21 protein-coding genes, 1 other RNA gene and 1 pseudogene are annotated in these 22,237 nt (G+C 44.8%); 12 read left to right on the forward strand and 11 right to left on the reverse strand.

Annotation, left to right across the window (positions count from 1 at the left end):
• Positions 1 to 245: 245 nt before the first annotated feature.
• On the reverse strand, positions 246 to 854 hold the full coding sequence (gene grpE / locus CAG64_RS02300; RefSeq protein ID WP_161448231.1) for a nucleotide exchange factor GrpE: 609 nt from the start codon (positions 852 to 854) through the stop codon (positions 246 to 248).
• A gap of 146 nt (positions 855 to 1,000) precedes the next feature.
• Between grpE and nadK the strand changes: the two genes are divergently transcribed.
• The 3 genes from nadK to bamE all read left to right on the forward strand — a co-directional run bounded on the left by nadK (position 1,001) and on the right by bamE (position 4,310).
• The gene (gene nadK / locus CAG64_RS02305) at positions 1,001 to 1,885 is read left to right on the forward strand and encodes an NAD(+) kinase (protein ID WP_161448233.1); all 885 of its coding nucleotides are present in this window, start codon (positions 1,001 to 1,003) and stop codon (positions 1,883 to 1,885) included.
• A gap of 235 nt (positions 1,886 to 2,120) precedes the next feature.
• Complete coding sequence (gene recN, locus CAG64_RS02310; RefSeq protein ID WP_161448235.1) at positions 2,121 to 3,785, forward strand: DNA repair protein RecN; 1,665 nt, start codon at positions 2,121 to 2,123, stop codon at positions 3,783 to 3,785.
• 165 nt (positions 3,786 to 3,950) lie between these two features.
• Positions 3,951 to 4,310 carry an outer membrane protein assembly factor BamE gene (bamE, locus tag CAG64_RS02315; RefSeq protein WP_021706630.1) on the forward strand — a complete coding sequence of 120 codons (360 nt, stop codon included), beginning with the start codon at positions 3,951 to 3,953 and terminating at the stop codon, positions 4,308 to 4,310.
• Between the two features lie 67 nt (positions 4,311 to 4,377).
• Here bamE and CAG64_RS02320 read toward each other — a convergent pair whose 3' ends face one another.
• Complete coding sequence (locus CAG64_RS02320; RefSeq protein ID WP_021706629.1) at positions 4,378 to 4,734, reverse strand: RnfH family protein; 357 nt, start codon at positions 4,732 to 4,734, stop codon at positions 4,378 to 4,380.
• Positions 4,724 to 5,167, reverse strand: a complete 444-nt coding sequence (locus CAG64_RS02325) for an SRPBCC family protein (RefSeq protein WP_021706628.1) — start codon at positions 5,165 to 5,167, stop codon at positions 4,724 to 4,726. Before CAG64_RS02325 ends, CAG64_RS02320 begins: the two co-directional genes overlap by 11 nt.
• 117 nt (positions 5,168 to 5,284) lie before the next feature.
• Here CAG64_RS02325 and smpB point away from each other — a divergent pair, with 117 nt between their 5' ends.
• The 3 genes from smpB (at position 5,285) to CAG64_RS02340 (ending at position 7,615) form a co-directional block, all read left to right on the forward strand.
• Entirely contained in the window at positions 5,285 to 5,773 is a 489-nt protein-coding gene (smpB, locus tag CAG64_RS02330) for an SsrA-binding protein SmpB (RefSeq protein ID WP_021706627.1), read from the forward strand.
• A 67-nt stretch (positions 5,774 to 5,840) separates the two neighbouring features.
• Positions 5,841 to 6,208, forward strand: a transfer-messenger RNA (tmRNA) gene (gene ssrA / locus CAG64_RS02335).
• A 165-nt stretch (positions 6,209 to 6,373) separates the two neighbouring features.
• Positions 6,374 to 7,615, forward strand: a complete 1,242-nt coding sequence (locus CAG64_RS02340; protein ID WP_161448237.1) for an integrase domain-containing protein — start codon at positions 6,374 to 6,376, stop codon at positions 7,613 to 7,615.
• Between the two features lie 26 nt (positions 7,616 to 7,641).
• Here the strand turns inward: CAG64_RS02340 and CAG64_RS02345 are convergent, their stop codons facing one another.
• The 8 genes from CAG64_RS02345 to CAG64_RS02380 form a co-directional block, all read right to left on the reverse strand.
• Complete coding sequence (locus CAG64_RS02345; RefSeq protein WP_031852564.1) at positions 7,642 to 8,499, reverse strand: HNH endonuclease; 858 nt, start codon at positions 8,497 to 8,499, stop codon at positions 7,642 to 7,644.
• A complete protein-coding gene (locus tag CAG64_RS02350) occupies positions 8,496 to 10,019 on the reverse strand; it encodes an AAA family ATPase (protein ID WP_161448239.1) in 1,524 nt (507 codons plus the stop codon). Before CAG64_RS02350 ends, CAG64_RS02345 begins: the two co-directional genes overlap by 4 nt.
• Entirely contained in the window at positions 10,019 to 13,081 is a 3,063-nt protein-coding gene (locus CAG64_RS02355) for a type I restriction endonuclease subunit R (protein WP_161448241.1), read from the reverse strand. Before CAG64_RS02355 ends, CAG64_RS02350 begins: the two co-directional genes overlap by 1 nt.
• A gap of 1 nt (position 13,082) precedes the next feature.
• Positions 13,083 to 14,255, reverse strand: coding sequence for a restriction endonuclease subunit S (locus tag CAG64_RS02360; protein ID WP_202601089.1), 1,173 nt, complete (start codon positions 14,253 to 14,255; stop codon positions 13,083 to 13,085).
• Positions 14,248 to 15,750 carry a type I restriction-modification system subunit M gene (locus tag CAG64_RS02365; protein ID WP_161447599.1) on the reverse strand — a complete coding sequence of 501 codons (1,503 nt, stop codon included), beginning with the start codon at positions 15,748 to 15,750 and terminating at the stop codon, positions 14,248 to 14,250. The genes CAG64_RS02360 and CAG64_RS02365 overlap by 8 nt, the downstream gene beginning before the upstream one ends.
• Entirely contained in the window at positions 15,747 to 17,246 is a 1,500-nt protein-coding gene (locus tag CAG64_RS02370; protein WP_094151110.1) for a type I restriction-modification system subunit M, read from the reverse strand. The genes CAG64_RS02365 and CAG64_RS02370 overlap by 4 nt, the downstream gene beginning before the upstream one ends.
• Positions 17,243 to 17,419, reverse strand: coding sequence for a methylation-associated defense system helix-turn-helix domain-containing protein MAD1 (gene mads1, locus CAG64_RS02375; RefSeq protein WP_094151112.1), 177 nt, complete (start codon positions 17,417 to 17,419; stop codon positions 17,243 to 17,245). The genes CAG64_RS02370 and mads1 overlap by 4 nt, the downstream gene beginning before the upstream one ends.
• 152 nt (positions 17,420 to 17,571) lie before the next feature.
• Positions 17,572 to 19,185, reverse strand: coding sequence for a TIGR04141 family sporadically distributed protein (locus tag CAG64_RS02380; RefSeq protein ID WP_161447600.1), 1,614 nt, complete (start codon positions 19,183 to 19,185; stop codon positions 17,572 to 17,574).
• A 311-nt stretch (positions 19,186 to 19,496) separates the two neighbouring features.
• On the opposite strand from CAG64_RS02380, the gene radC reads away from it, so the two are divergent.
• The 6 genes and pseudogenes from radC to CAG64_RS02405 form a co-directional block, all read left to right on the forward strand.
• Positions 19,497 to 19,970, forward strand: a complete 474-nt coding sequence (gene radC / locus CAG64_RS02385; protein ID WP_161489265.1) for a RadC family protein — start codon at positions 19,497 to 19,499, stop codon at positions 19,968 to 19,970.
• Positions 19,967 to 20,404, forward strand: a complete 438-nt coding sequence (locus CAG64_RS02390; RefSeq protein ID WP_161451639.1) for a DUF2787 domain-containing protein — start codon at positions 19,967 to 19,969, stop codon at positions 20,402 to 20,404. Before radC ends, CAG64_RS02390 begins: the two co-directional genes overlap by 4 nt.
• A 50-nt stretch (positions 20,405 to 20,454) precedes the next feature.
• The gene (locus tag CAG64_RS02395; RefSeq protein ID WP_161447603.1) at positions 20,455 to 20,898 is read left to right on the forward strand and encodes a DUF2787 domain-containing protein; all 444 of its coding nucleotides are present in this window, start codon (positions 20,455 to 20,457) and stop codon (positions 20,896 to 20,898) included.
• A 3-nt stretch (positions 20,899 to 20,901) separates the two neighbouring features.
• Positions 20,902 to 21,078, forward strand: a complete 177-nt coding sequence (locus tag CAG64_RS23570) for a hypothetical protein (protein WP_004724457.1) — start codon at positions 20,902 to 20,904, stop codon at positions 21,076 to 21,078.
• Positions 21,079 to 21,216: 138 nt separating this feature from the next.
• Positions 21,217 to 21,951, forward strand: coding sequence for a WYL domain-containing protein (locus CAG64_RS02400; RefSeq protein WP_161447604.1), 735 nt, complete (start codon positions 21,217 to 21,219; stop codon positions 21,949 to 21,951).
• A gap of 30 nt (positions 21,952 to 21,981) precedes the next feature.
• Positions 21,982 to 22,164, forward strand: a pseudogene (locus tag CAG64_RS02405) (hypothetical protein); the annotation flags it as partial.
• Positions 22,165 to 22,237 lie beyond the last annotated feature (73 nt).

The raw sequence follows: 22,237 nt of genomic DNA on the forward strand, positions 1-22,237 counted from the left end.
ACATGATATTTACAATTCCATCGCGTGTGCGCTAAGCTCTTTTCGTCCCCCATTGGGACCCCCTTTCAATTCTTAATTAACTCTTGCAGTTGCCAGACCACAAGACGTTTTTATCAAATTGAAAGGGGTTATATAACTAACTTATAGCTGTAAGCTTTACGGAACCCCCAGCCTAGCTGGGGGTTTTCTCCATACAAAAAAAGAGAGGCCAGTGGCCTCTCTTTGCTATCCGTAACGCTGCAGAATTATTTGGCAACCATCACCATCGCAGGGCGAATGACGCGGCCGTTCAGCTGATAACCTTTTTGCATCACAAACATCACCGTGTTGGACTCATGGTCAGCACTCTCTTGAGTCGACATTGCTTGATGCAGTTCTGGATTGAACGCTTCACCTTCCGGGTTGATCTCTTTCAGACCAAACTTACTGATGGTATCGATAAAGGTTTTGTGTGTCAGCGTAATCCCTTCCAGGATTGGCTGAACCACTTCGCTTTCCGTATCCGCCGCCTGAATCGCACGCTCAAGGTTGTCAATAATCGGCAACAGCTCTTCAGCAAACTTGTTCAGCGCAAATTTACGCGCTTTGTCAATTTCCTGCTCAGTACGACGGCGCATGTTCTCAACTTCGGCTTTTGCACGAAGTACGGCGTCCTGCTGTTCTTTCACTTTCGCTTCGCTTGACAGCAACGCCGCTTCTAATTGTGCGATCTTCGCTTCAGTCTCATCCAGCGCCGATTCTTCGTTCCATTCGATATCCGCATCTGTGCCTACCGCTTCCGCTTCAGTATCGACCTCGACCGTCTCTTGCTGTTGCAGCTCTTCTTCGTGCATCTTTTTTTCTTGGTTGCTCATGATATCTCCAGAATTCAACTTTCTTTTGGGTTTGAACCTGCTATTTCTTTAAGGTTCAGACACATAAAAATTCGCATAATAGGGTAACTTGCCATTATTATGGGGATGAAGATTTTTGATTCAAGCCCATTTCGATTGGAAAGCTTATGAAAAAACCGTTTAACGTGATCGCCATTATTGGGAAACCCCGGGATCAGCAGGCAATACAGACACATAAAGATCTGTATTTGTGGCTGACAGCCGAAGGCTACCATGTACTGATTGACGATCGTTTGAGCGACATTCTCGACGACATCCCGTCAAAGCAGTTTGCCAGCCTGATTGAACTTGGTCATGTGGCGGATCTGGCGATCGTGGTCGGCGGTGACGGAAACATGCTTGGTGCTGCCCGGGTACTGTCGCGTTTTAACGTCTCCGTCATAGGTGTCAATCGCGGCAATCTTGGCTTTCTGACTGACTTAAACCCTGAGGACTTCCAACAAGCGCTGCATAAAGTTTTGCAGGGCGAGTATATGGAAGAAGAACGTTTTCTGTTAGAGGCCGAAGTGCACCGCCACGGCCAGGTAAAAAGTCATAATGCGGCGCTCAACGAAGCGGTACTTCATCCGGGCCAAGTCGCACACATGATTGAGTTCGAAGTCTACATTGATAACAATTTTGCCTTTTCACAGCGTTCGGATGGCATCATAGTGTCCACTCCAACCGGTTCGACGGCCTATTCACTGTCCGGTGGCGGGCCAATCTTGTCTCCGAGCTTAAACGCCATCAGTTTGGTACCCATGTTTCCACACACCCTGTCGAGCCGCCCCTTGGTGGTCGATGGCAATCGAAAAATCAAACTGGTTGTCTCCCCAGACAATCGCGGTACGCAGGAAGTCAGCTGTGACGGCCAAATCTCGTTGCCAGTATCACCGGGCGATGAAGTCCATATTTTCCAAAGTCCGAACGTACTTCGCCTGATCCATCCCAAAGATTACAGCTACTACCACGTTTTACGCAAAAAGCTAGGGTGGTCGAGTAAACTGTTTTAATTCCTTCTCCGTCAGGGCAATGCATTGCCCTGACGGCCTATGCTCACGCCTTTGGCAAACCGCCCACCTCCCCGTTTTTTCTTCTTCATCATCACTCCCTTTCGCTGTCAAAACGCCGGTTTCCAAGTTACCGATCTTGCTCACAAAAAAATTTTGCCTCCCGTCTTTACTGTATAAAGAAACAGTATATACTGCACTTATATACAGTATTGTTCATTTAAACAGGTATCTAAAAATGCTGGCTCATCTAAGTGTTAATAATTTTGCGATTGTTAAGTCTTTACAACTCGAGCTATCTGCGGGGATGACCACCATCACAGGTGAAACCGGTGCTGGTAAGTCCATCGCCATCGATGCGCTTGGTTTGTGCCTGGGTGGTCGGGCTGAAGCCAGCATGGTACGTCAGGGAGAAGAAAAGACGGAAGTCAGTGCGGCTTTTCATCTCGACAACAATATTCACGCAACCCGTTGGCTAGAAGATAACGACCTGCTGGACGGCAGCGAATGTATTTTGCGCCGTACCATCACCAAAGAAGGCCGCTCAAGAGCCTTTATCAACGGCAGTCCGGTCCCCCTTTCTCAACTGAAATCACTCGGCCAGTTGCTGATCAATATTCACGGCCAGCATGCGCATCATCAATTGATGAAAAGTGAGTATCAGTTGGCCATGCTGGATCAGTATGCCGGACATCTTAACCTGCTGAAAAGCACCCGTAATGCCTATCAAAAGTGGCGTCAGGCGGATAACAACCTGAAGCAACTCAAGGAAAACAGCGCCGCCAATCAGGCACAGAAGCAGCTGCTGGAATATCAAATCAAAGAACTCAACGAGCTATCCCTTGGTGAAGATGAATTTGAAGAACTCGAGCAAGAGCACAGACGTCTGTCAAACAGCGGCGAACTCGCCTCTACCTGTCAGCAAGCCATTGAACTTATTTACGAAGGTGAAGAGGTTAATGCTCTTGGTATTCTCCAATCAGCCAGTCAGTCCCTGATCCAATTGGCGGAGCTGGATGAAAAGTTGGCTGAGCTGCCGAACATGCTGGCCGACGCCATTATTCAGATTGAAGAAACCAACGGTGAACTGCGCAGCTATCTGGATGGTATTGACGTGGACCCGTCCCGAATGGCTTATGTGGAGGAACGTTTTTCTAAAGTCATGTCGATGGCTCGCAAGCATCAGGTACTGCCCGAAGTGCTGTATTCGCATCATCAGGACCTTCTGGCTCAAGTCGATGCTCTGGACTGTTCCGATGAAAGATTGAGTGAGCGGGCACAGGACGTCGAGGAAAAATATCAGGCCTTTATCAACAGTGCAGAAAAGCTGAGCAAATCGCGTTGCCGTTACGCTAAGGAACTGAACAAGCTTATTACCAGCAGCATGCACGAACTGAGTATGGAAAAAGCGCAGTTCTGTATTGATGTGGACAACAACAATCATCGTCCTTCTCCACTGGGCCTGGATACGGTCACTTTCTTAGTGTCCACCAACCCTGGACAGCCGCTGCAAGCCATTTCAAAAGTGGCGTCTGGCGGCGAACTGTCGCGTATTTCACTGGCCATTCAGGTCATCACAGCGCAGAAAGTGGATACACCAAGCCTGATTTTTGATGAAGTCGATGTCGGTATCAGCGGTCCGACCGCAGCCGTGGTAGGAAAAATGCTGCGTACACTAGGAGAGTCCACGCAGGTGCTGTGCGTCACCCATTTACCTCAGGTCGCTGGCTGTGGTCACCAGCAACTGTTTGTTGCTAAGCAGACTAAAGCAGGCAAAACCGAAACACAAATGCGGTTGTTGGATGTTGAGCAACGCGTGTCCGAACTGGCTCGCCTGCTTGGCGGCAGCCAAATCACAGAGAGCACACTGGCCAACGCCAAAGAATTATTGATTGCCGCCTAAACGCGAGTCAAAAAGTCCATTTCGTTGGCAAATTTGCTTCGTTATTGCAACCAAATTCAAAATTCATGGTCAGAAACAATTCAAACAGCAGGGAGCTTTTTACATTAGCTCCCAGCTTGTTTATTATCAGCCCAGTTTAATGAATAAGTAGCTAAGAATTTAAGTATGCAATTGAAGAAGTGGTTAATCGCAGTTCCACTGGCGATGACAATGTTGACCGGCTGTTCTCTGCTGGAAAAACTGGTTTATCGCATCGACATCAACCAAGGTAACTACGTTGAGCAGGAAGCGGTCGATAAGTTGAAGTTTGGCATGACCAAGGAACAAGTACGCTATGTGCTTGGCTCTCCGATGCTCATTGAAAACGGCTACCCGAATACCTGGTACTACATTTATCACCATACCGAGGGTCACAACGATTCGGTACAAAAAAATCTGGTGGTGAATTTTAACGATGCCGGTGCTCTGACAAAAATTACCGGAGACTACCCTGCCAGTGAAGGATTCTTCGAAGGCCTGAATTGATCGCCGCTCTCCACAGACAACAAAGGCTCACCACTGGTGAGCCTTTTCACTTTGGAGCTGACATCGTCTATTCGTCGTGTTTACGTTGAGCATTGGGTTTTCCCCCGGTGACCGGGTCGGCTTTGCCTTCCATTTTGGCCTGCTCAGCACGTTTGCGGCGAATCTCTTTGGGATCCGCCAGTAACGGGCGGTAGATTTCAATCCGGTCACGATCACGCACAGTTGCATCCAACTTAATGTTGCGACTGAACACTCCGACTTTATTTTTTTTCAAATCAATTTCCGGATAGAGCTCCAGCACACCGGATTCACGAATGATCTCTTCTGCCGTCATGTTCTTATTGACGACCAATGCTATCACTCGCTGCTCTTGAGGTAGGGCATACACCACCTCAACATGAATCATGTCTGATTCAATACTCATAACACTCGTAAACCTGTTTTGCTCGTTTGGTAAACGCATTGACCATATTGCTGGTTAGTTCATTGAAGACCTTACCAAACGCCATTTCAATCATCTTGCTGGAGAATTCAAACTCCAATTTCAGCTCGACTTTACAAGCCTGTTCATCAAGCGGAGTAAAAAACCACCCTCCTTTGAGGGTTTTGAACGGGCCGTCCACCAGCGTCATCAGTATCGCCGTGCCCGGCGACAGTTCATTTGCGGTGGTAAACGTCTTACTGATCCCGGCTTTCGAGACATCGACTGAAGCCGTCATTACGCTGTCTGATGATTCATGGACACGAGCACCGGAACAACCGGGCAAAAACTCCGGATAGCGTTCCACATCATTGACCAGATCAAACATCTGCTCGGCGCTAAAAGACACCAGAGCGGAGCGGGTAACTTGCTTCATATCTACCTCTTGATACCTCGCCTGGAATTCAGGCTCTCACGGATTTTACTTTTATTCTCGTTAAGAGCAAATAAAAGGACTTCCTAACTGCAACCCAATCCGTATAATGCAGCCATTATGGCAAAGAAAAAATCCAAAACAAAAGCAGGTAGCAATACCATCGCTCTGAACAAAAAAGCACGTCACGAATACTTCATCGAAGAAGAGATCGAGGCGGGCCTGGAGCTACAGGGCTGGGAAGTGAAATCACTTCGCCAGGGTAAAGCCAACATTGCAGAAAGCTATGTGTACATGCGCGAAGGAGAAGCCTTTATCAGTGGCATGTCCATTACGCCGTTGACACAAGCATCTACTCACGTGGTCGCTAACCCGACACGCGTGCGTAAACTGCTGCTTTCACGCCGGGAGCTCGATAATCTGTTTGGCCGCATTAACCGTGAAGGAATGACACTGACGGCACTGTCGCTGTACTGGTCGCGTTCATGGGTTAAAATTAAGATAGGTGTCGCGAAAGGTAAAAAGCTGCACGATAAGCGTACCGACATAAAAGACAGAGATTGGCAACGCCAGAAAGCTCGTGTTATGAAGAGCAACAACCTGCGCTAATCTTAACCACTTAAACGCATATCACTGGACAGCTTAAGCTTTTCTGGTAGTATGCGAATCATACCTTGGGGCTGATTCAGGATTCGACGGGAATTTTGAAGTCTAAGGTGCATGCCGAGGTGCGGTAGGCCTCGTTAACAAACCGCAAAAAAATAGTCGCAAACGACGAAAACTACGCACTAGCAGCTTAATACCCTGCTTAGAGCCCTTCCTCCCTAGCTTCCGCTTGTAAGACGGGGAATCAAGGAAGGTCAAACCAAATCAAGCTGGCGTGGATTCCCCCACCTGAGGGATGAAGCGTGAGATCTAATTCAGGTTAGCCATTCGATCGCGTGTCGGTTCGCAGTTGGGTGGTGAAATTAAAGATCGACTAAGCATGTAGTACCAAAGATGAATGATTTTCGGACGCGGGTTCAACTCCCGCCAGCTCCACCAATTCATAGTTTAAAGACGTCCTATGGCGTCTTTTTTCTTGCCTGTAACAACCAAAAATCAACAACTTAGCGTCCATTAGCATCCAAGGACGTCTCACTACTTCTTTGATCTTTGGGTACACAACAGGGTACACTGGTTTTAATGAGTTAATCTGGTGTACCCAACATGGCAAAAATAACTACTCGTCTAACAGACAAAGATATCAAATCAGCGAAGCCCAAGGACAAAGAATACAACTTGTTTGATGGTGATGGCCTTCGATTACGTATCAAGCCTAACGGTTCAAAACAGTGGATCTTTAACTACTACAAACCCATTACAGGAAAACGAGCAAACCTTAGCCTAGGTAGATATCCAGACTTATCTCTTGCCAATGCTCGTAAAAATTCAATGGCAGCCAGAGAGCTACTAGCTCAGGGGATTGATCCTCAAGAGGAACGAAAACGCCAAGAACTCGTTCACAAAGAAATCTACGAACATACCTTTGCCAAAGTCTCTGAAGATTGGTTCAACCTCAAAAAGCACGAAGTCACTCCAGACTATGCTGTCGATATCTGGCGCTCACTAGAACTTCATGTATTTCCGCAAATAGCGAATACACCAGTAAAAGATATCGATGCCCCACTCGTTATTGATCTACTTAGACCTATCGAAGCAAAAGGCAGCCTAGAGACGGTTAAACGCTTATCTCAACGCTTAAATGAAATAATGAATTACGCGGCAAACTGTGGTCTTGTAAAAGCGAATCCATTAACAGGTATTCGAGCCGCTTTCAAAAAGCCCAAAAAAGAAAACATGGCAGCACTAGCACCAGATGAACTACCAGAGCTAATGGGAGCTATCGCCAATGCCAGTATAAAGCGTACTACTCGTTGTTTAATCGAGTGGCAACTACACACTATGACTCGTCCTTCTGAAGCCGCAGGCGCTAGATGGGATGAGATTGAGTGGGAAGAAAAGATATGGACCATTCCAGCCGAAAGAATGAAAAAAAGAAGAGAGCACCGCATCCCGCTCACTGAGCAGATGCTGGCGCTATTAGAAGTAATGAAGCCGATAAGCGGCCACCGTGAATACATATTTCCTTCAGATCGCGATCCGAAGAAACCATGTAACAGCCAAACGGCAAATATGGCTCTGAAACGTATGGGGTTTGCGGGAAGATTAGTTAGCCACGGTCTGCGGTCTCTCGCAAGTACTACACTCAATGAACAAGGTTTTGACCGTGACTTGATCGAAGCGTCACTGGCACACGTTGATGATAACCAAGTGCGTAGCGCCTATAACCGAACTGACTACCTTGAACGCCGCCGCCCTATGATGATCTGGTGGAGCGGGCATATAGAAGAGGCCGCCAAAGGCAGCCTTTCTGTGACAGGAACAAAGCAGTTGAAAGTAATTAGCTAAATGTATGAATTTCTTACTAACTCAAACTATAGGTGCCCTTCTGTACAGAACCAATCACTATTCGCAAGAGCTTGACATGAAACAACTTGCCAATGATTAATGAATAGAGGTGAGTCTATATAAGATGAGAGAAATGCTTTAAATTCCTCTGCTGTACTATCGTTCATAATTGTACTTCGTATTGTCACTATGAAAGTAACAAGATTGGCAGCTTGAATACTGTACCGTTTGGATAAATCAAAGTCTATAAAGTGCTGTTCAGCTCTAAGCTTATCATTCTCTTCCCATTCTTCAGGGGGAGATACATAAAAATCCAGCGCACACGGCGACCCTGGCAATACTTGTGCGAAAACCCACTGTTCCTGAAAAAAACACTCTTTGTCTAAATAAGGGTGGATTATCTGTTCATGATAAGCAGTCGCATAGTGCTCTCCCTTACCGTCCATATTACAGTCCCGGCAAGAAGGGAGAAGATTGAATGGTAAAATAGAAAACTGAGGAAAATGAGCTTTAGGTAGATAATGGTCTAGATTCTTAGGCCGTCCGATTCCGCCACAAAAAGGACAACTCTCATCGGCAGAGAGCATTAGAGCGTCATAGATCTCCCTTCCAGGCTTTTTGGTATTTCTAAAATAATACTCATATAGATTTACAAATTCCCTCTTTGAAACACCAGAATTAACAACTGACTCTTCATCGCCTTCAATAGGATCAATGGTAAAAAGTTCCCCACCCTCAGCTTTAACGCAGTAGTCTGCCGCAGATTCTCGTATTTCGTCACTCCCCTGATAAATTCTGTCTTTCAGATCCTTCTTTGACATCCCGTCAGTACATAGTTGAATAGCATCATTTATGGTGTGTTCCGGTGGTGAGAGTTTAATCATTTAATATCGGCCTTCTCTTTATGTAGGAGAAGCGCCTTCAAGATAGCTCTTGCCTCAAAACCAAGCTGATTATTGTACTGATTTAGAATCTCTTCATAAGTAAAACCGTCATCAACAGATTTGGATAAAAGCTTGTGGAAACCAGATTTCGTTACCTCTAAGCCAAAAACTTCTCTTGTCAAAATTCCTACATTTTCTCCAAAAGTTTCGATCTCAGGGCGAAGCACTTTTGTAACATCTCCAGATTTCAACACCTTCCACACACACGATTTCGGTACTTCTTGCAATACTACAGGAGAGTGAGTTGCGATGATCGCTACTCCGTTTCTATCATGAAGTAGTTCGCTCAAAGCTCGAATAAATGCAGATAGCAGCGGCGGATGTAAGTGGCTTTCAGGCTCGTCTATTAGAACTAACGTCTTTTCTTCGACAGATGCAACTAAACGCGTCAGTGTTTGCAAAACTACAGCATGACCAGAACTCATTGATGTCATTGCTTCCCAAATACCCCTTTTGGCTATCGAAGTAGGTTCTAACTCAAATCGACGGATATTCATTTCAGCAAAATTCTCATCTGACTCCAGAGTTTTTATTGCTTTGAAAAGCCGAACCTTTTTTTCTTTCTCCCCCAGACATAAAGCAAATGACCGATTGAAATCAACGTCCATCTCAGTCCGGGTTTTAAGCCTGTTCTCACCTTGTTTCTGACTTTTTAAGCCAACATAGTAATACCGAATTCCTTTACTTGGGTCTTGCTGTTCTTCTGGAGGAGTAAATGTATCAAACGCGCTAAACGATACTGACACTATGCAAGAGAAATAATCTTTCTCGAAAGCTTCTCCAGTGTTTGGATCAATGAAAAAGCCTAGTTTATTATTGATTCCTAGCCCACCTTGAACCATTCCATTCAACAATGTCGTTTTTCCGACACCATTTCTTCCAATGACAGCATGTATATTGGTACTAGGCACGGAACTGGCGTTAACCTCAAAACCCAGATTAATTGCGGAGAAAAGCCCATCAGTTGAGCGGTTAAAACTGAAACTGTAATCAGTGAGAAGCACCCCACCCTTAAGAACTCGTGAAAACTGCCCTTTAATGCTAGACAAACTTACACTCGCCAAAAAGTCAGTTCTAAAAACAGTTTCTTTCTGCGCAATTGCTAAATGATCTGATGAATACACAATATCATTGAGGCTTCTCAATAAGCTAAAACGAAGCGAACTAGGCAATTGCGCTAGCTTAGAGTAATAGTCAACGTCTATGCCTAATGAAAAATAATCGTTGCCTAATCGTTCAAAAATGGGAGAGAGACTCTCTGAGAGCTTCTCTTCGGAGATCTGATTGACAACACCGATTTTTACAAGGCCAAGATCTCTATACAACCCTTTGTCATCGTGAAGACTTACATTAAACAATGTACTAAAAGAAGACATTTCATTTTTGATCGGTGTTAGATAAACCGAGCTAACACCACTATGTGGAACAGCCTCTTGTCCAAATAAGATATGATAATTCATCAATAATGCTCTTCAATATAACCATACGCCTTGGCGAACAGTTCTTTGTCTTTTCCTAGCCCAAACTGAGCAAGCGTCAGTAACAATGCCTTTTGAATCTCTCTTGGGCCACTGTTCGAGCTTTGCCAGCCTTTAAAGCGTTTGGCTTTTACAATCTTGTCTATCTGCTCTACTACATCGCCGATTAGCTTTGGGGTGCTTTCGGGGCGAGTTTCTAAAAACAGTTTAGTTAGTGCTTGTTTGTTATCTTCTTGGGTTACTGGAGAATCGCCCGTTTCACGTTCGGCTTGAACTGTATCTTTAGCCGTATCAAGTAGCCCTTTCAGCCAGTCGATAGCTTTGATTACGCCTGCTTCATAATCCTGGCGTAGTTTTTCTAAACGCTCACCGAGAGCAATAAACTTCGGATTGCCGCTACCACGTAGGCGGCCCATTAGATCGATTTCTAACTGGCTTGCGCGCTTCTCTTGTTCTTTCTCAGTCAACGTGAAGATCGCATGCTCATCCATAACCAGCTCATCAATATCATCACGAATACGGTTAATGTCAGTATGCTCGTGAATCATCTTAATGGTTTCTGGACCTAACGCTGCCCACACGAGAGAACCTGTCTGCCCTACAGGGCGGACAGATTCATAGATTTGAACTAACCATTTATAATCAGCTCGATAAGGCGTTAAGAACGCATCTGGGTTAATCGCGGACCATAATTTAGCTAATACACCAAAAGAGGCCGCAAACTCATCGCGTTTCTCGTTAGTCGGTAAGCAAGCCTGCGCTGCCATAATACCTTCAAAGCCATCGATGGTTCTGTCGACGTTAGGGAAGAAGCTTAAGCACTTATCTAACTGGGCTGGCAGGAGCTCTTTAAAAGCCTCAATGCCCTCCACCACACCGTCGATTTCTTCAGGATCGTATGCCAGTGCGGTACGTAAGTTCTCAAACACGCCAAGGTAATCAATGATAAGGCCCATTTGCTTACTGACATTGTCTGTCTCGTACAAACGGTTAGTACGACACATTGCTTGCAACAAGGTATGGTCACGTAATGGCTTATCTAAGTACATGCAGTAACAGATAGGCGCATCAAAACCAGTCAACAGTTTTGCGGTCACAATCAGCAATTGAAGTGGTTGTTTTGGATCTTTGTAATCCTCAATCAAACTCTTCTGCTTTTGGTCATTGCCGTCTATCTCCTGCCAACGTTCAAAGTCTGACTCGATGATAGGAAGCTCAAGGTCTTGCTTCCATTTACGCCAGTCCTTGTTAACCTTGCCTTTCTTACTTGCGTCTTCATCTTTGATCGGTGCTTGGTCGACGTTCATGACCACTTCAACCGCATCAAAGCCTAGCTTCTTACCGAGTAAGTAATACATCTGAACACAAGCGTCTCGGTCATAGACTACAACCATGCCTTTCATCTGCTTCGGCTTTACATGGCTTACAAAGTGATTGGCAATATCTTCGCTTACTGCCGCCATGCGTTTTGGCGCCTTCAACATAATCGCTAAGCGGCCAGCACGTTTAGACAACGCCATTTTCTCATCATCATCCAGATCGTTGTCTTTGACCATTTGTTCAAAGGCTTCATCAATTGCGGCGCGATCCACACGAAGCTCAGCCAAACGTGGCTCGAACTTGACGGCATTGGTCGCCTTATCTCGTATAGATTGCTTATAGCTATAGCGGTTCATGTAACGCCCTTCATCCTCTTCAGCACCAAAGAGTTTGAATGTGTTACGATCGATACCGGAAATCGGCGTACCAGTTAAGCCATAGAAGTGAGCATGTGGTAGAGCCCAACGCATTTTATCGCCGAGAGAGCCTTCTTGAGTGCGGTGCGCTTCATCCACCAGCACGATAATGTTGTCACGACTATTTAGGCCGTTTTCATTACTCTCATCGATTTCAACGTCTTTAAACTTGAAGACTGTGGTGATCAAAATGCCGCGACTATCTTGTTCTATATGCTCGCCAAGCTTTCTGCAGCTTTGTACTTTGATGAGATTTTTAACATCGGCCCCACCGAAAGTTTCACTGATTTGGCTATCGAGATCTCGACGGTCTACCACAATTAGTACTGTAGGGTTTTTCAATTTGTTATCCGCACGGAGCATGCGAGCGGCATAGAGCATCAGCAGTGACTTACCTGAACCTTGGAAGTGCCAGATAAGTCCTTTTTTCGGATAACCATTTTTTACACGCTCAACAATTTGCTTTGCGGCTTCAAATTGCGGATAACGCGGTAATATTTTAATACGTTTAGGTGGCGTGTCTTTACCTGTCTTCACTGTTGAAAATAGTGCAAATGACTCTAACATTTGCAGCAAGGTTTCTGGATTCAGCAATCCTTCACAGCTATCAAGTACCGTAGCTAAGCTAGCTGGAATCTCATCTCGCTGTTCGGTTTTATGCCATGGCCCCCAATCTTTAACTCGGGCATTGATTGCACCGTAGGCAAAGGTTTTGCCTTCACTGGCGAAACACAGCAGGTTTGGCACAAAGAAGGGTTCAACGTTCTTCCAGTAGTGCTTTTTACCGCCCATAAAATCGGCGGCGCCGTCTTGCCAAGTCACACTTGGACGAGTAGCAGATTTTACTTCCCCCACCACCAGCGGAATACCGTTCACATACAAGACGATATCGAAGAACACCTCTGTCGCGGCAATGAAGTGAACCTGTTGAGAAACGACAAAGTAGTTGTTTTCAGGAGTATCAAAGTCAATCAACTTAATAGTGATGTGATCACCATTTTCACCAAACGGTAGGCTTTTCTCTGCCATCAACCATTCATGAAAATTCTCGTTGGCTTTGACTAAACCAGTATGCTTAGCTTCCAACATCAAGCCACGAAGTTTGTAGATCACCTCATCAGCATAATCAGGATTGTTGCCAATATCAGGGTTTAACGAACAAAGCGCGTCTTTAAGCCAAGTATCGACGAATATATCGTGAGTTTGCTTGGGTAAGCTTTCACCATGACAGTAATTCCACTTCACTCCGTCTAAGTCTTTTAAACGGTCAAGAATTCCATTCTCTGTGACGGTTTGTTCATTAAACATCTTATGCCCCGTTAATTATAGATGTTGCCATCTGAGTGGACTTTGACCTTGCTTCACTCAGTAGCATCGTTTCATTTTGAAATAAATTCCAAATATTGATAATTTCTGCTTGTTTACTGAAGCTTAATAGGGGTACCGGCAGCTTCTTTTGAGCTGTGATGCCTATGTACGCTCGAGTTGATTGCGCGGATAGTGACTTCAGTATCATTTGAAAGCTTCGACTGCGGAAATAAACCTCTAAAAATTTCGCAAGCAACCGACCTTCCTCATTAACTCGATAATATGTAACCTGAGGTGTGAGCATTATATAATCAGAAACTGCTGGTGTGACCGCCACAAGACCAACTGTTCCTTTATGACTAAGCAATATGTCTCCAGGATAAGAAAAACCAATGCGCAGTTTATCGGCTCGATCTTTGGCCAATCTTTTACAGCCCGCCACATCAACTTTGCCCAAGCTCAAGTCGCTGGCCATAACAAATGGAATTCCACTGGAAACATATTCCGAAGCCTTAGGATGGTCATTACCGTGGTTTCCATCTTGAATTTCGATTATGTCACCGGAGTCAATCAAGTCACCTACAGTTGTACATTCTTTTCCAAGTTTGGAAAGTTCATTTCCAATAATGCTCTCGCACAATTCTGATGCTGATAAGGATGCCCCTTCATAACATTCAATGCATTGATTTATTTTTTCAAGTAAACGTAGAGCCCTCTTTTGGGATTCGATTGGAGGAAACTCAAATTCCTGCGACTCTAATGTTTTCCATTTTATGGTCGGAGAAAGAGAGCCTTCTGAAATGGCAATTGCTCTGTTCATAAAGGCATCTGACTGCATGAAATGTGGTAGAAATTCGGGGAGAATTTTGTCACCTGTCGGTCGTATTACCATTCCATGCGCGGAAAAAATTCCGTCAAATGGGGCGAGAGCCACTCTTTTTAAATATGCATTTCGTTTGGCAAATAAAATATCCCCCTTCTTTATTGCAAGTTTTTGTCCTTTTAAAACAACATCACTCCCCCATCTTTTGACCTGCAAGCTTCCGCTATCAAGATGTTCCAAGCCGATATAGTATTTCTCGTCTCCCGGAACTGGATTTTTTCTCTCAGAGATTAGTTTTGCTACTTCTCCAAACTTCAATAGCTGTGAGCCTTCATTGTACTGCTTATCCATTAATGCTCCCACTTTGCTGGTCATTCTCATCACCAAGAGAGTCAGCTAGGTGATTTAGAAGGTTATTGGTTTGTTTTTTCAGTTGAACACGACATACTTTCCAAGATTCGATTGCATGCTCAATATCATAAGATTCCTCTTCAACCGTTGCCTGCACATACAGCGGAATCGACAAGTTGTAAAGGTTCTGTTGAATGGTTTCCATTTCAACCAAAGCCGTAATATCACTTTGCTTCTCTGGTGAAAAATAGGCATCACAGAGTACAGCTAAGTCATTATCAGACAGGTGACTATGAGCTCGCTCACGGGTTACATGTTGTACGCCATTAATAAACAACACCTTGTTTTTGCGCTCGGCGGGTTTATTGCAATTAAGCACCACCACGCAGGATTCCATCGGCGAGTTATAAAAAAGGTTTTTGCCTAGACCAATCACCGCTTCGATGATGTCTGATTCTATGATTTGTTTGCGGATCACTTGCTCAGAATCACGGAACAGCACACCATGAGGCCAAAGCATGGCCGCACGGCCAGTATCCGGTTTTAAGCTTTTGATGATATGGGTATAGAAACCGTAATCCGCACAACCTTGTGGTGGCACGCCGTACATATTGCGCCCATAAGGGTCAGCGGCAAATTTTTCACGGTTCCACTTTTTGATCGAATACGGCGGGTTAGCAAAGATAACATCGAACTGTTTAAGTTGATCGTTCTCGATAAACTTAGGGTCGCCTAGAGTATCGCCACGCATAACATCAAACTCTTCGATGTCATGCAGGAACATGTTCATGCGCGCAATGGCAGAGGTTAGCAGGTTTACTTCTTGGCCATACAAATGAACGCTACGCCACTCTTTACCCTGAGAACGCAGATCCATCACTGCATTAAGCAGCATACCGCCGGTACCGCAGGTTGGGTCGTACGCACTCTCACCCGGCTTAAGCTTCATGATACGTGTCATCAAATGAACAACGGTACGATTGGTATAGAACTCGGCAGCCGTATGGCCTGAATCGTCCGCAAATTTTTTAATCAGGTACTCGTAAGCCTCACCCAGGTCATCTTGAGCAACAGACTTAATGCCTAGTGGGATTTTGCTGAAATGCTGAATAAGGTCTGATAGCAAGTGATCTGGCAAGCGCTCTTTGTTGGTCCACTGCGCATCACCAAATACACCATGCAAACGTTCGTTCTTTGCTTCAATCAAACGCAAAGCATTTTGAATCGCGTCACCAATGTCTTTACTGGTATTGCGAACTTTCTCCCAGCTTGCTTCTTCTGGAATATCGAAACGGTGATACATTGACATCGCGGCATATTCAGCATCACCTTCGTGCAGCTCTAGCGCTTCGTTATACTCTTCTAGATATACATCCGATAGGCGCTTAAAGAACAGCAGTGGGAATACGTACTGCTTGTAATCAGATGCATCAATTTGACCACGCAGGAACTCGGCTGCGCCCCACAGTAGCTCTTCTAGTTTGTTTTTATTCATAGCTCAAAGCCCTCTTTGATTAATAAGGCTTCTAACTCTTGTTCAGCGGCATCTAAGGCTGCTAATTTTTGTTGGAAATCTTTCAACGCTTCTTCTACAGTAATGGTTTCTTCTTCTAGCGGCTTTTGTACATAACGAGCGATGTTCAAGTTGAAATCGTTCTCTTCAATCTCGCTATGTGGCACCCAACGTGCAACACCTTCAATGTCGTCTGCCTCCGGTCCCTTGGTGCGCATCTTCTGATAGATGTCATAGATCTCATCAGCTTGAGGCTCTGACAAAGTATTTTGCGCGCGACCTTTAGTGAAGATTTCTTCCGCATTCACAATCAGTACATGATCTTTATGCTCTTCTGGTCTTGCTTTACGCAACACGAGAATACAAGCCGGGATGCCTGTACCGTAGAACAGGTTCGATGCCACACCGATTACCGCCACGATGCAGTTTTCTTTTAACAACTTGGTTCTAATTCTACCTTCAGCACCACCACGGAAAAGCACACCATGTGGCAGCACTACCGCCATGCGCCCTTCACCGTTTAATGAAGCAAACATATGCTGGACCCAGGCGAAATCACCGTTGGTTTTAGGGGCTAAACCAAAGCTTGCACGCCCATAAGGATCACTTGTCCAATAATCATGTCCCCACTCTTTTAAGCTAAATGGAGGGTTTGCAATTACGCAGTCAAAATCTTCTAGTCGGTCATTTTTCAGGAACTTAGGGTCACGAAGTGTATCACCACGAACGATTTCAAAATCTTCTTGTCCATGTAGGAACAAGTTCATTCGAGCAATCGCTTCGGTAGTCAGGTTCTTCTCTTGACCTTTGATTTTAAGAAGACGTGGGTCGCCGCCACTCTCTTTAACGTGGTGGATGGTTTCAAGCAGCATACCGCCTGTACCACAAGCCGGGTCATAAACACTCTCATTGGCTTGTGGATCTAGAATATTGACCATAAGACGAACAATGGTACGCGGTGTATAGAACTCACCTGCTTTCTTGTTTGCTTTATCAGCAAAGCGCTTGATGAGGTATTCGTAAGCACGACCCATATCATCATTACGCACACTCGATACGCCAAGGTTAACCTTGTTGAAGTGATTGAGTAATGTCGATAACAGTTCGTCTGATAGGCGCTCTTTGTTGGTCCAGCTCGCATCACCAAAAATACCATGTAGCTGTGGGTTTTCTAGTTCAATGCCACGGAATGAATCTTTTAGGGCTTGGCCAATATCCTTGGTTTCTGCAAACACATCTTTCCAATGACAGTTAGCTGGAATTTGGATGCGGTGAAACATATCGCCTTTCGCAAGATCTTCATCATCCACTTGCTCCATCGCCTCTGCGAACTCTTCATCGTAAACATCGCAGATACGCTTAAAGAACAAGATTGGGAAGATGTAGGTTTTATAGTCTGAAGCGTCAATAGGGCCCGTGATTATATGGGCCGCATGCCAAAGGTGTGCTTCTAAGTCTTTGAGATCTATTAATGTCATTGCTTGCTCTTATTCTCTTGTATCCACGCTTCAAGGTCTTCACGTTTGAAACGCCAAGAACCGCCGACTTTGAAACCAGGAAGCTTTCCTTCGCTTGCTAATCTATATGCTGTTTTTTCGGCCAACTTTAGGTAAGCAGCCACCTCTTTCAAGGTTAAAATTTGGTCTACCATTCAGAGTGTTATCTCAATTGGTTTTATTTATCAGAATTAATGGTGAGAGAATATGGGAAAATTGGGGAATGAACAATGATAAAAGTCGCATCATTCACTAGTTCGAACGTCTAATGTGCAATTACGTGGATCTAGTATTAGAAGATTGCTCTTTACAGCTTAGGCTTGCACTTCTTCTTCACTAATAGCTGCGGATCTACATCAATCTTTGCTAACGAGATCTGGTAATCAAGAGCGACTAGCGTTTTTAGCGCATTTTTCAGTGTTACTTTGGAAAAAAAAGGAAGTTCATCAGGAATATTTTTGGTTGTCGCAATAGCATAAACCACATGATAGTTACTAGGATCAGGCCTATCTTTTGGAGTTTGAAGCTTAATTGATGCTGGTAACTTAGGATTCAACCTTTCGCGATACCATTCGTCTTTGATAAACGCCTCTGCCGCAACAAAGCCTTGAGAAAAAAGATGACTCAATGTACTTGAACTTCGATACAGCTTCACATGAATAAACTCGTTACCATTTCGAATAAGATCACAATGTTCTAATTTGTCGTATATACCTCCAATCTTGATATTTTTCTTGTCCATAAGACAGAAACTAGAATCATTGGCAGCCACATGCTGGTTGTAATCCTCCTCCCTATCATGATTATAAACAGGGAACTGGTAAGGGTGGACATTCAAACTCGCAAGGTAATCATCTACTCTAGTAACGAAATCTTGATTAACCTTGTACCAAATGCCATTTCGCAAAATGTACTGGTCCGAACCATATTTAATTTCTGCATATAAGCAACGATATACAGGCCAACTCTTCACAGACTTATATTCACTATTGTTAACATGAACAACATGGTGTTTCATTGCTTCTACACTTGGTACAGCTCCTTCCAAGTAAACAAGATAATCGTTTAAAGAAAGCACTACATGGCGAACCGCTCTTGGGGACATATGGAAGGAGTAACCAATTTGAGACTCCCAATCAACCACTTCAGGTTCACCTAGCCAAAACCCATCGTATTGCCCCAACTCAAAGTGGCTATCGAGTTCCATATCGAGAACTTCTGCCTCATCGAGATCTCGAACTCTGTTTATGTCTTCAACCCAACTAAACTTAGCCGGTAGTTTTGCTCGATAACGCTGCACAGACTCCAACAGTATTTTAGGAAGATTAGCTAAATCGGTTTCGACTGCAATGGTCAAGGCATCACGACCGGTTACATGACTACCAAATAGATCGACTTGAGAAACTCCAGTAATGGCGTACAGCATCTCGCTTTCTGAATCGAGGTGAAGGTTAAATATATCCACATCTCTAGTACTCTGGGTTCTAGAGTTTAAAGGGTTGTGGTCATAGCTTGCTTTGTCTAGACTTCTGAGCTTGTCTGGATCGACTGAGTTCAAGGTCACCTTTAGCCCAAAATCTCTTTCAATAGCCTCTTGTTTAATTAGGTGAAATCCCATGCCAAATGACAAAACGAAAGTTGAACCAGCCACACTCACCACAAGAACAGCTCCGACGTTTGAAGAGGTACCAAATTCTTGCGATTCAACTTGCTTGCTATCAGTAAAGATTTTTGTCCAAGGTGGTACAGTTTTAGGCGGCTGAATTTTAATGTACAGCTCGGCCAACTCTGTATCTGGCAAATCTAGCTGAATTGGCTTTTTCACATTATCTAATCTAATGATCTCTGATATCGGTTTATGGCTATCTCTTGCAAGATAAATTGAAAGTTTTTCCTTGCGAATTTTTGTGATTCGAGCCATATCCCTAAAGCCTTATCATTAATTAGTTTTAGAACATAAAAACAATAGAGCTCAAAGGCAGTATGAAATCAAGCTAACAAATCACAGTATTAAAACTTAAGTATTAGATTTTCTCTCACCCACCGACTCAGTAAAGGATTTATCTTTTCCTCAACATGTGTAAACAACCAATATGCTCTCATGGTATTAAGCTCTCACGTTAAAAATAATGTGCATAATTGAGCTTATCCCTCTCCAGAGTTCAATCCAAAAATCTTCAGGCATATGTCATCAATGTGAATAACCACTACTGATTCCGACAGGAGCCTGAAATGAATCCCAAAACTTCCGATTACCAAAAGCAGCAACGCTATCAGGAAAATGAAATCCTAGAGCATGCCGCAGAGATACTGGCTACGCGCTACGTGCGTGGTGACGCCCTAACCAATCCTGATGCCACTAAAGAGTATGTGCGCTGTAAGCTAGGCAGCCATGAGCGTGAAGTGTTTGCCTTATTGTTACTGGATAACCAAAACCGACTGATTGAGTTTAAAGAGCTGTTTCAAGGAACAGTGGATGCGGCCAGCGTCTACCCGCGAGAAGTGGTGAAAGCGGTGTTAGAAGTGAATGCCGCAGCGGTGATATTCGCCCATAACCATCCATCTGGAGACTCAACACCGTCTCAAGCCGATAGACACATCACCGAAAGACTCAAGGACGCTTTAGCGCTGGTGGATGTCCGCGTTCTCGACCATATCGTGGCAGGTGATACCTGCACCTCATTTGCTGAAAGGGGGTGGTTATGATTGGTCAACATTATGGTGAGCTTTCTATTGATGACGCTTTACATACATCATTGGAAGCACTTCTGAATCGATACAACATCTCGGACAATGCGGAACGACTCGTGTTGAACTGCCGCCAAATGAGTTACTACCGACATCGACAAGGTTTGCACCCGATAGAGGTACAGTTTAAGCGAGAGTCAACCTCAAGCCCTTGGTTGGTGGTGTTCTTTGCCAGCTTCTCTTATCCCGATGACAACAGCACAACCGTTGAGCCTGAGCTGTACTTTCACCTTGCTAATCGCTGGTGCTATCAGCCCGATGTAGGGAGCACGGATTTATCCCACTTTGAAGTGCAAGAGTTACTCTCGGTCTGGATGAAAGCTTTTGCTCGCCACCTATCTCGAAACGTCTTTGATGACGTGCAACTGACGATGGTCGGCGCGTTCCAATAATTCTCACTCTGTCATTTCTTATTTGAATCCTGAAACAAGGAGGACTCACTATGTCCAAATTAATCTTTATGGCATCCACACTACCTGTATCTAACAAACTGCATAAGCTGCTAAGTGAGCAACTCACCGCTCATTTGCTGAGTAATGAAGCACTGACCACCAGCCGTTATCTGGTGTTTAACTTTCGCGATAAAAGTTACAGCGCGGAAGAGGGTGGCTTCCATCCGGTTGAGATGGCGATTTGCCAAACCTCCACAGGGGAATGGAGTATTGAGTACATCACCGACTTTGCTTATATGGGGAATTACTATCCAGAGCTAGAGCGCAACTTGGATTTTGATTTTCGGGTTGGACAGTTCTTTGTGGCCTATCGTGGCTGGCTACCAATGCAAGGTAACCGTGATGCCAAAGAGCTGTATCAGCTATGGGAGAATAACTTTCTTGCCTATGTCGATACGGACGCTTACAACGAGATAGCCGTCACCCCGCAATAACTCATGACTTCCCTTCTTCTACAAACCATCAAACTTGTCACTGCCCTCATTACGTTGTTCTCACTTTCTCCGTTCTTCGGTGCCATTGGTGCCCTATCCACTTTAGGGTTTCTGGTGGTGCTATTGATTGGGTTACTGGCAGCCATTGCCGAGCTCAGTGACAAGCATAAACCCCGTTAATGTTAATTAATTCACACTTTTATGAAACGAATTGATTGCATTTTAACCGTTGGACATTATGTGTCTGACCCATCTCTATTCTCCCGACATTAAATGTCCGACTCCGGTGTGGAGCTTTGATGTATTGAGAGCGTAGTCATGAGCAATAAAACCAGCATTGAAGGGTTATCCGCTTTGCTGCACACGCTGATGCTTATTCCTCAACATCGATGGATTACCGTTAGGGAGTTGCAGCAGCAGTTAGCCCTACTCGATATCCACCGCACCACGCGCAGCATTAAACGCTACCTCGATGAAGTTATTGTGGACGTGTTTAACGTGGAGTGTGATTCGATGAGCATGCCCCATGTTTATCGAAAAAGCTCAGAGCAATTACTGAAACTCAACAAGCAGGAAATGCTCTATTGGCAACTGACCAACAAGTACTTACTGCCGCTGGTTCCTGATGCACTGAATTATGGGCAAGGGTCCTCCTCGGAGAGAGACAAACCCTTGCCACACAAGGGTTCAGCACATTCAAAAGAGCAAGAATGGTTAACAAAAGTACATGTAGCTTTGCCCACGATTCGCGAGTGGAGTGACGAGCAACGGCAAGTGTTAAATGCGATACACACGGCATTACTGCACAACCGTATGCTCAAGATATCGAGCCAAGTATTGCAGCAAGAGAAGGCGCTCATCGAGCCACTGGGACTCTCGGTTCAGTGTGACGCGCTCTTGCTGCTCTTTCGTTTAACCGGTCAACACACGATACGCACCCTAGCCTTACCCTTGATTGATGAGGCCAGTGTATCGACGTTTTCTTTTACCTATCCCACTGATTTCAATCTTGAGCGGTTCATGCGTGAACACGATGGAATCAGTGCGTCCTGAATTTCACTCACCAATAAGGAGAGCACCGTTATGACATTAATCAACACCCTACTCCGATACGCCGCTATGACCATCCTGTTTATTGGACTCACCGCTTGTGGCGACCAAGAAGAGACTCAAGCAGTAACAGCAGAAATTGAAGTATCGATATCGACTAACTCGCATTGGGGAACATTGGTTTTTGACCTGCAAGCTATCACCGACAGCACCGTAATNATCTTGAGCGGTTCATGCGTGAACACGATGGAATCAGTGCGTCCTGAATTTCACTCACCAATAAGGAGAG

Origin of the sequence: Vibrio sp. V38_P2S17PM301, from assembly GCF_009904845.1 — a bacterium.
GTDB classification, from domain to species: domain Bacteria; phylum Pseudomonadota; class Gammaproteobacteria; order Enterobacterales; family Vibrionaceae; genus Vibrio; species Vibrio proteolyticus.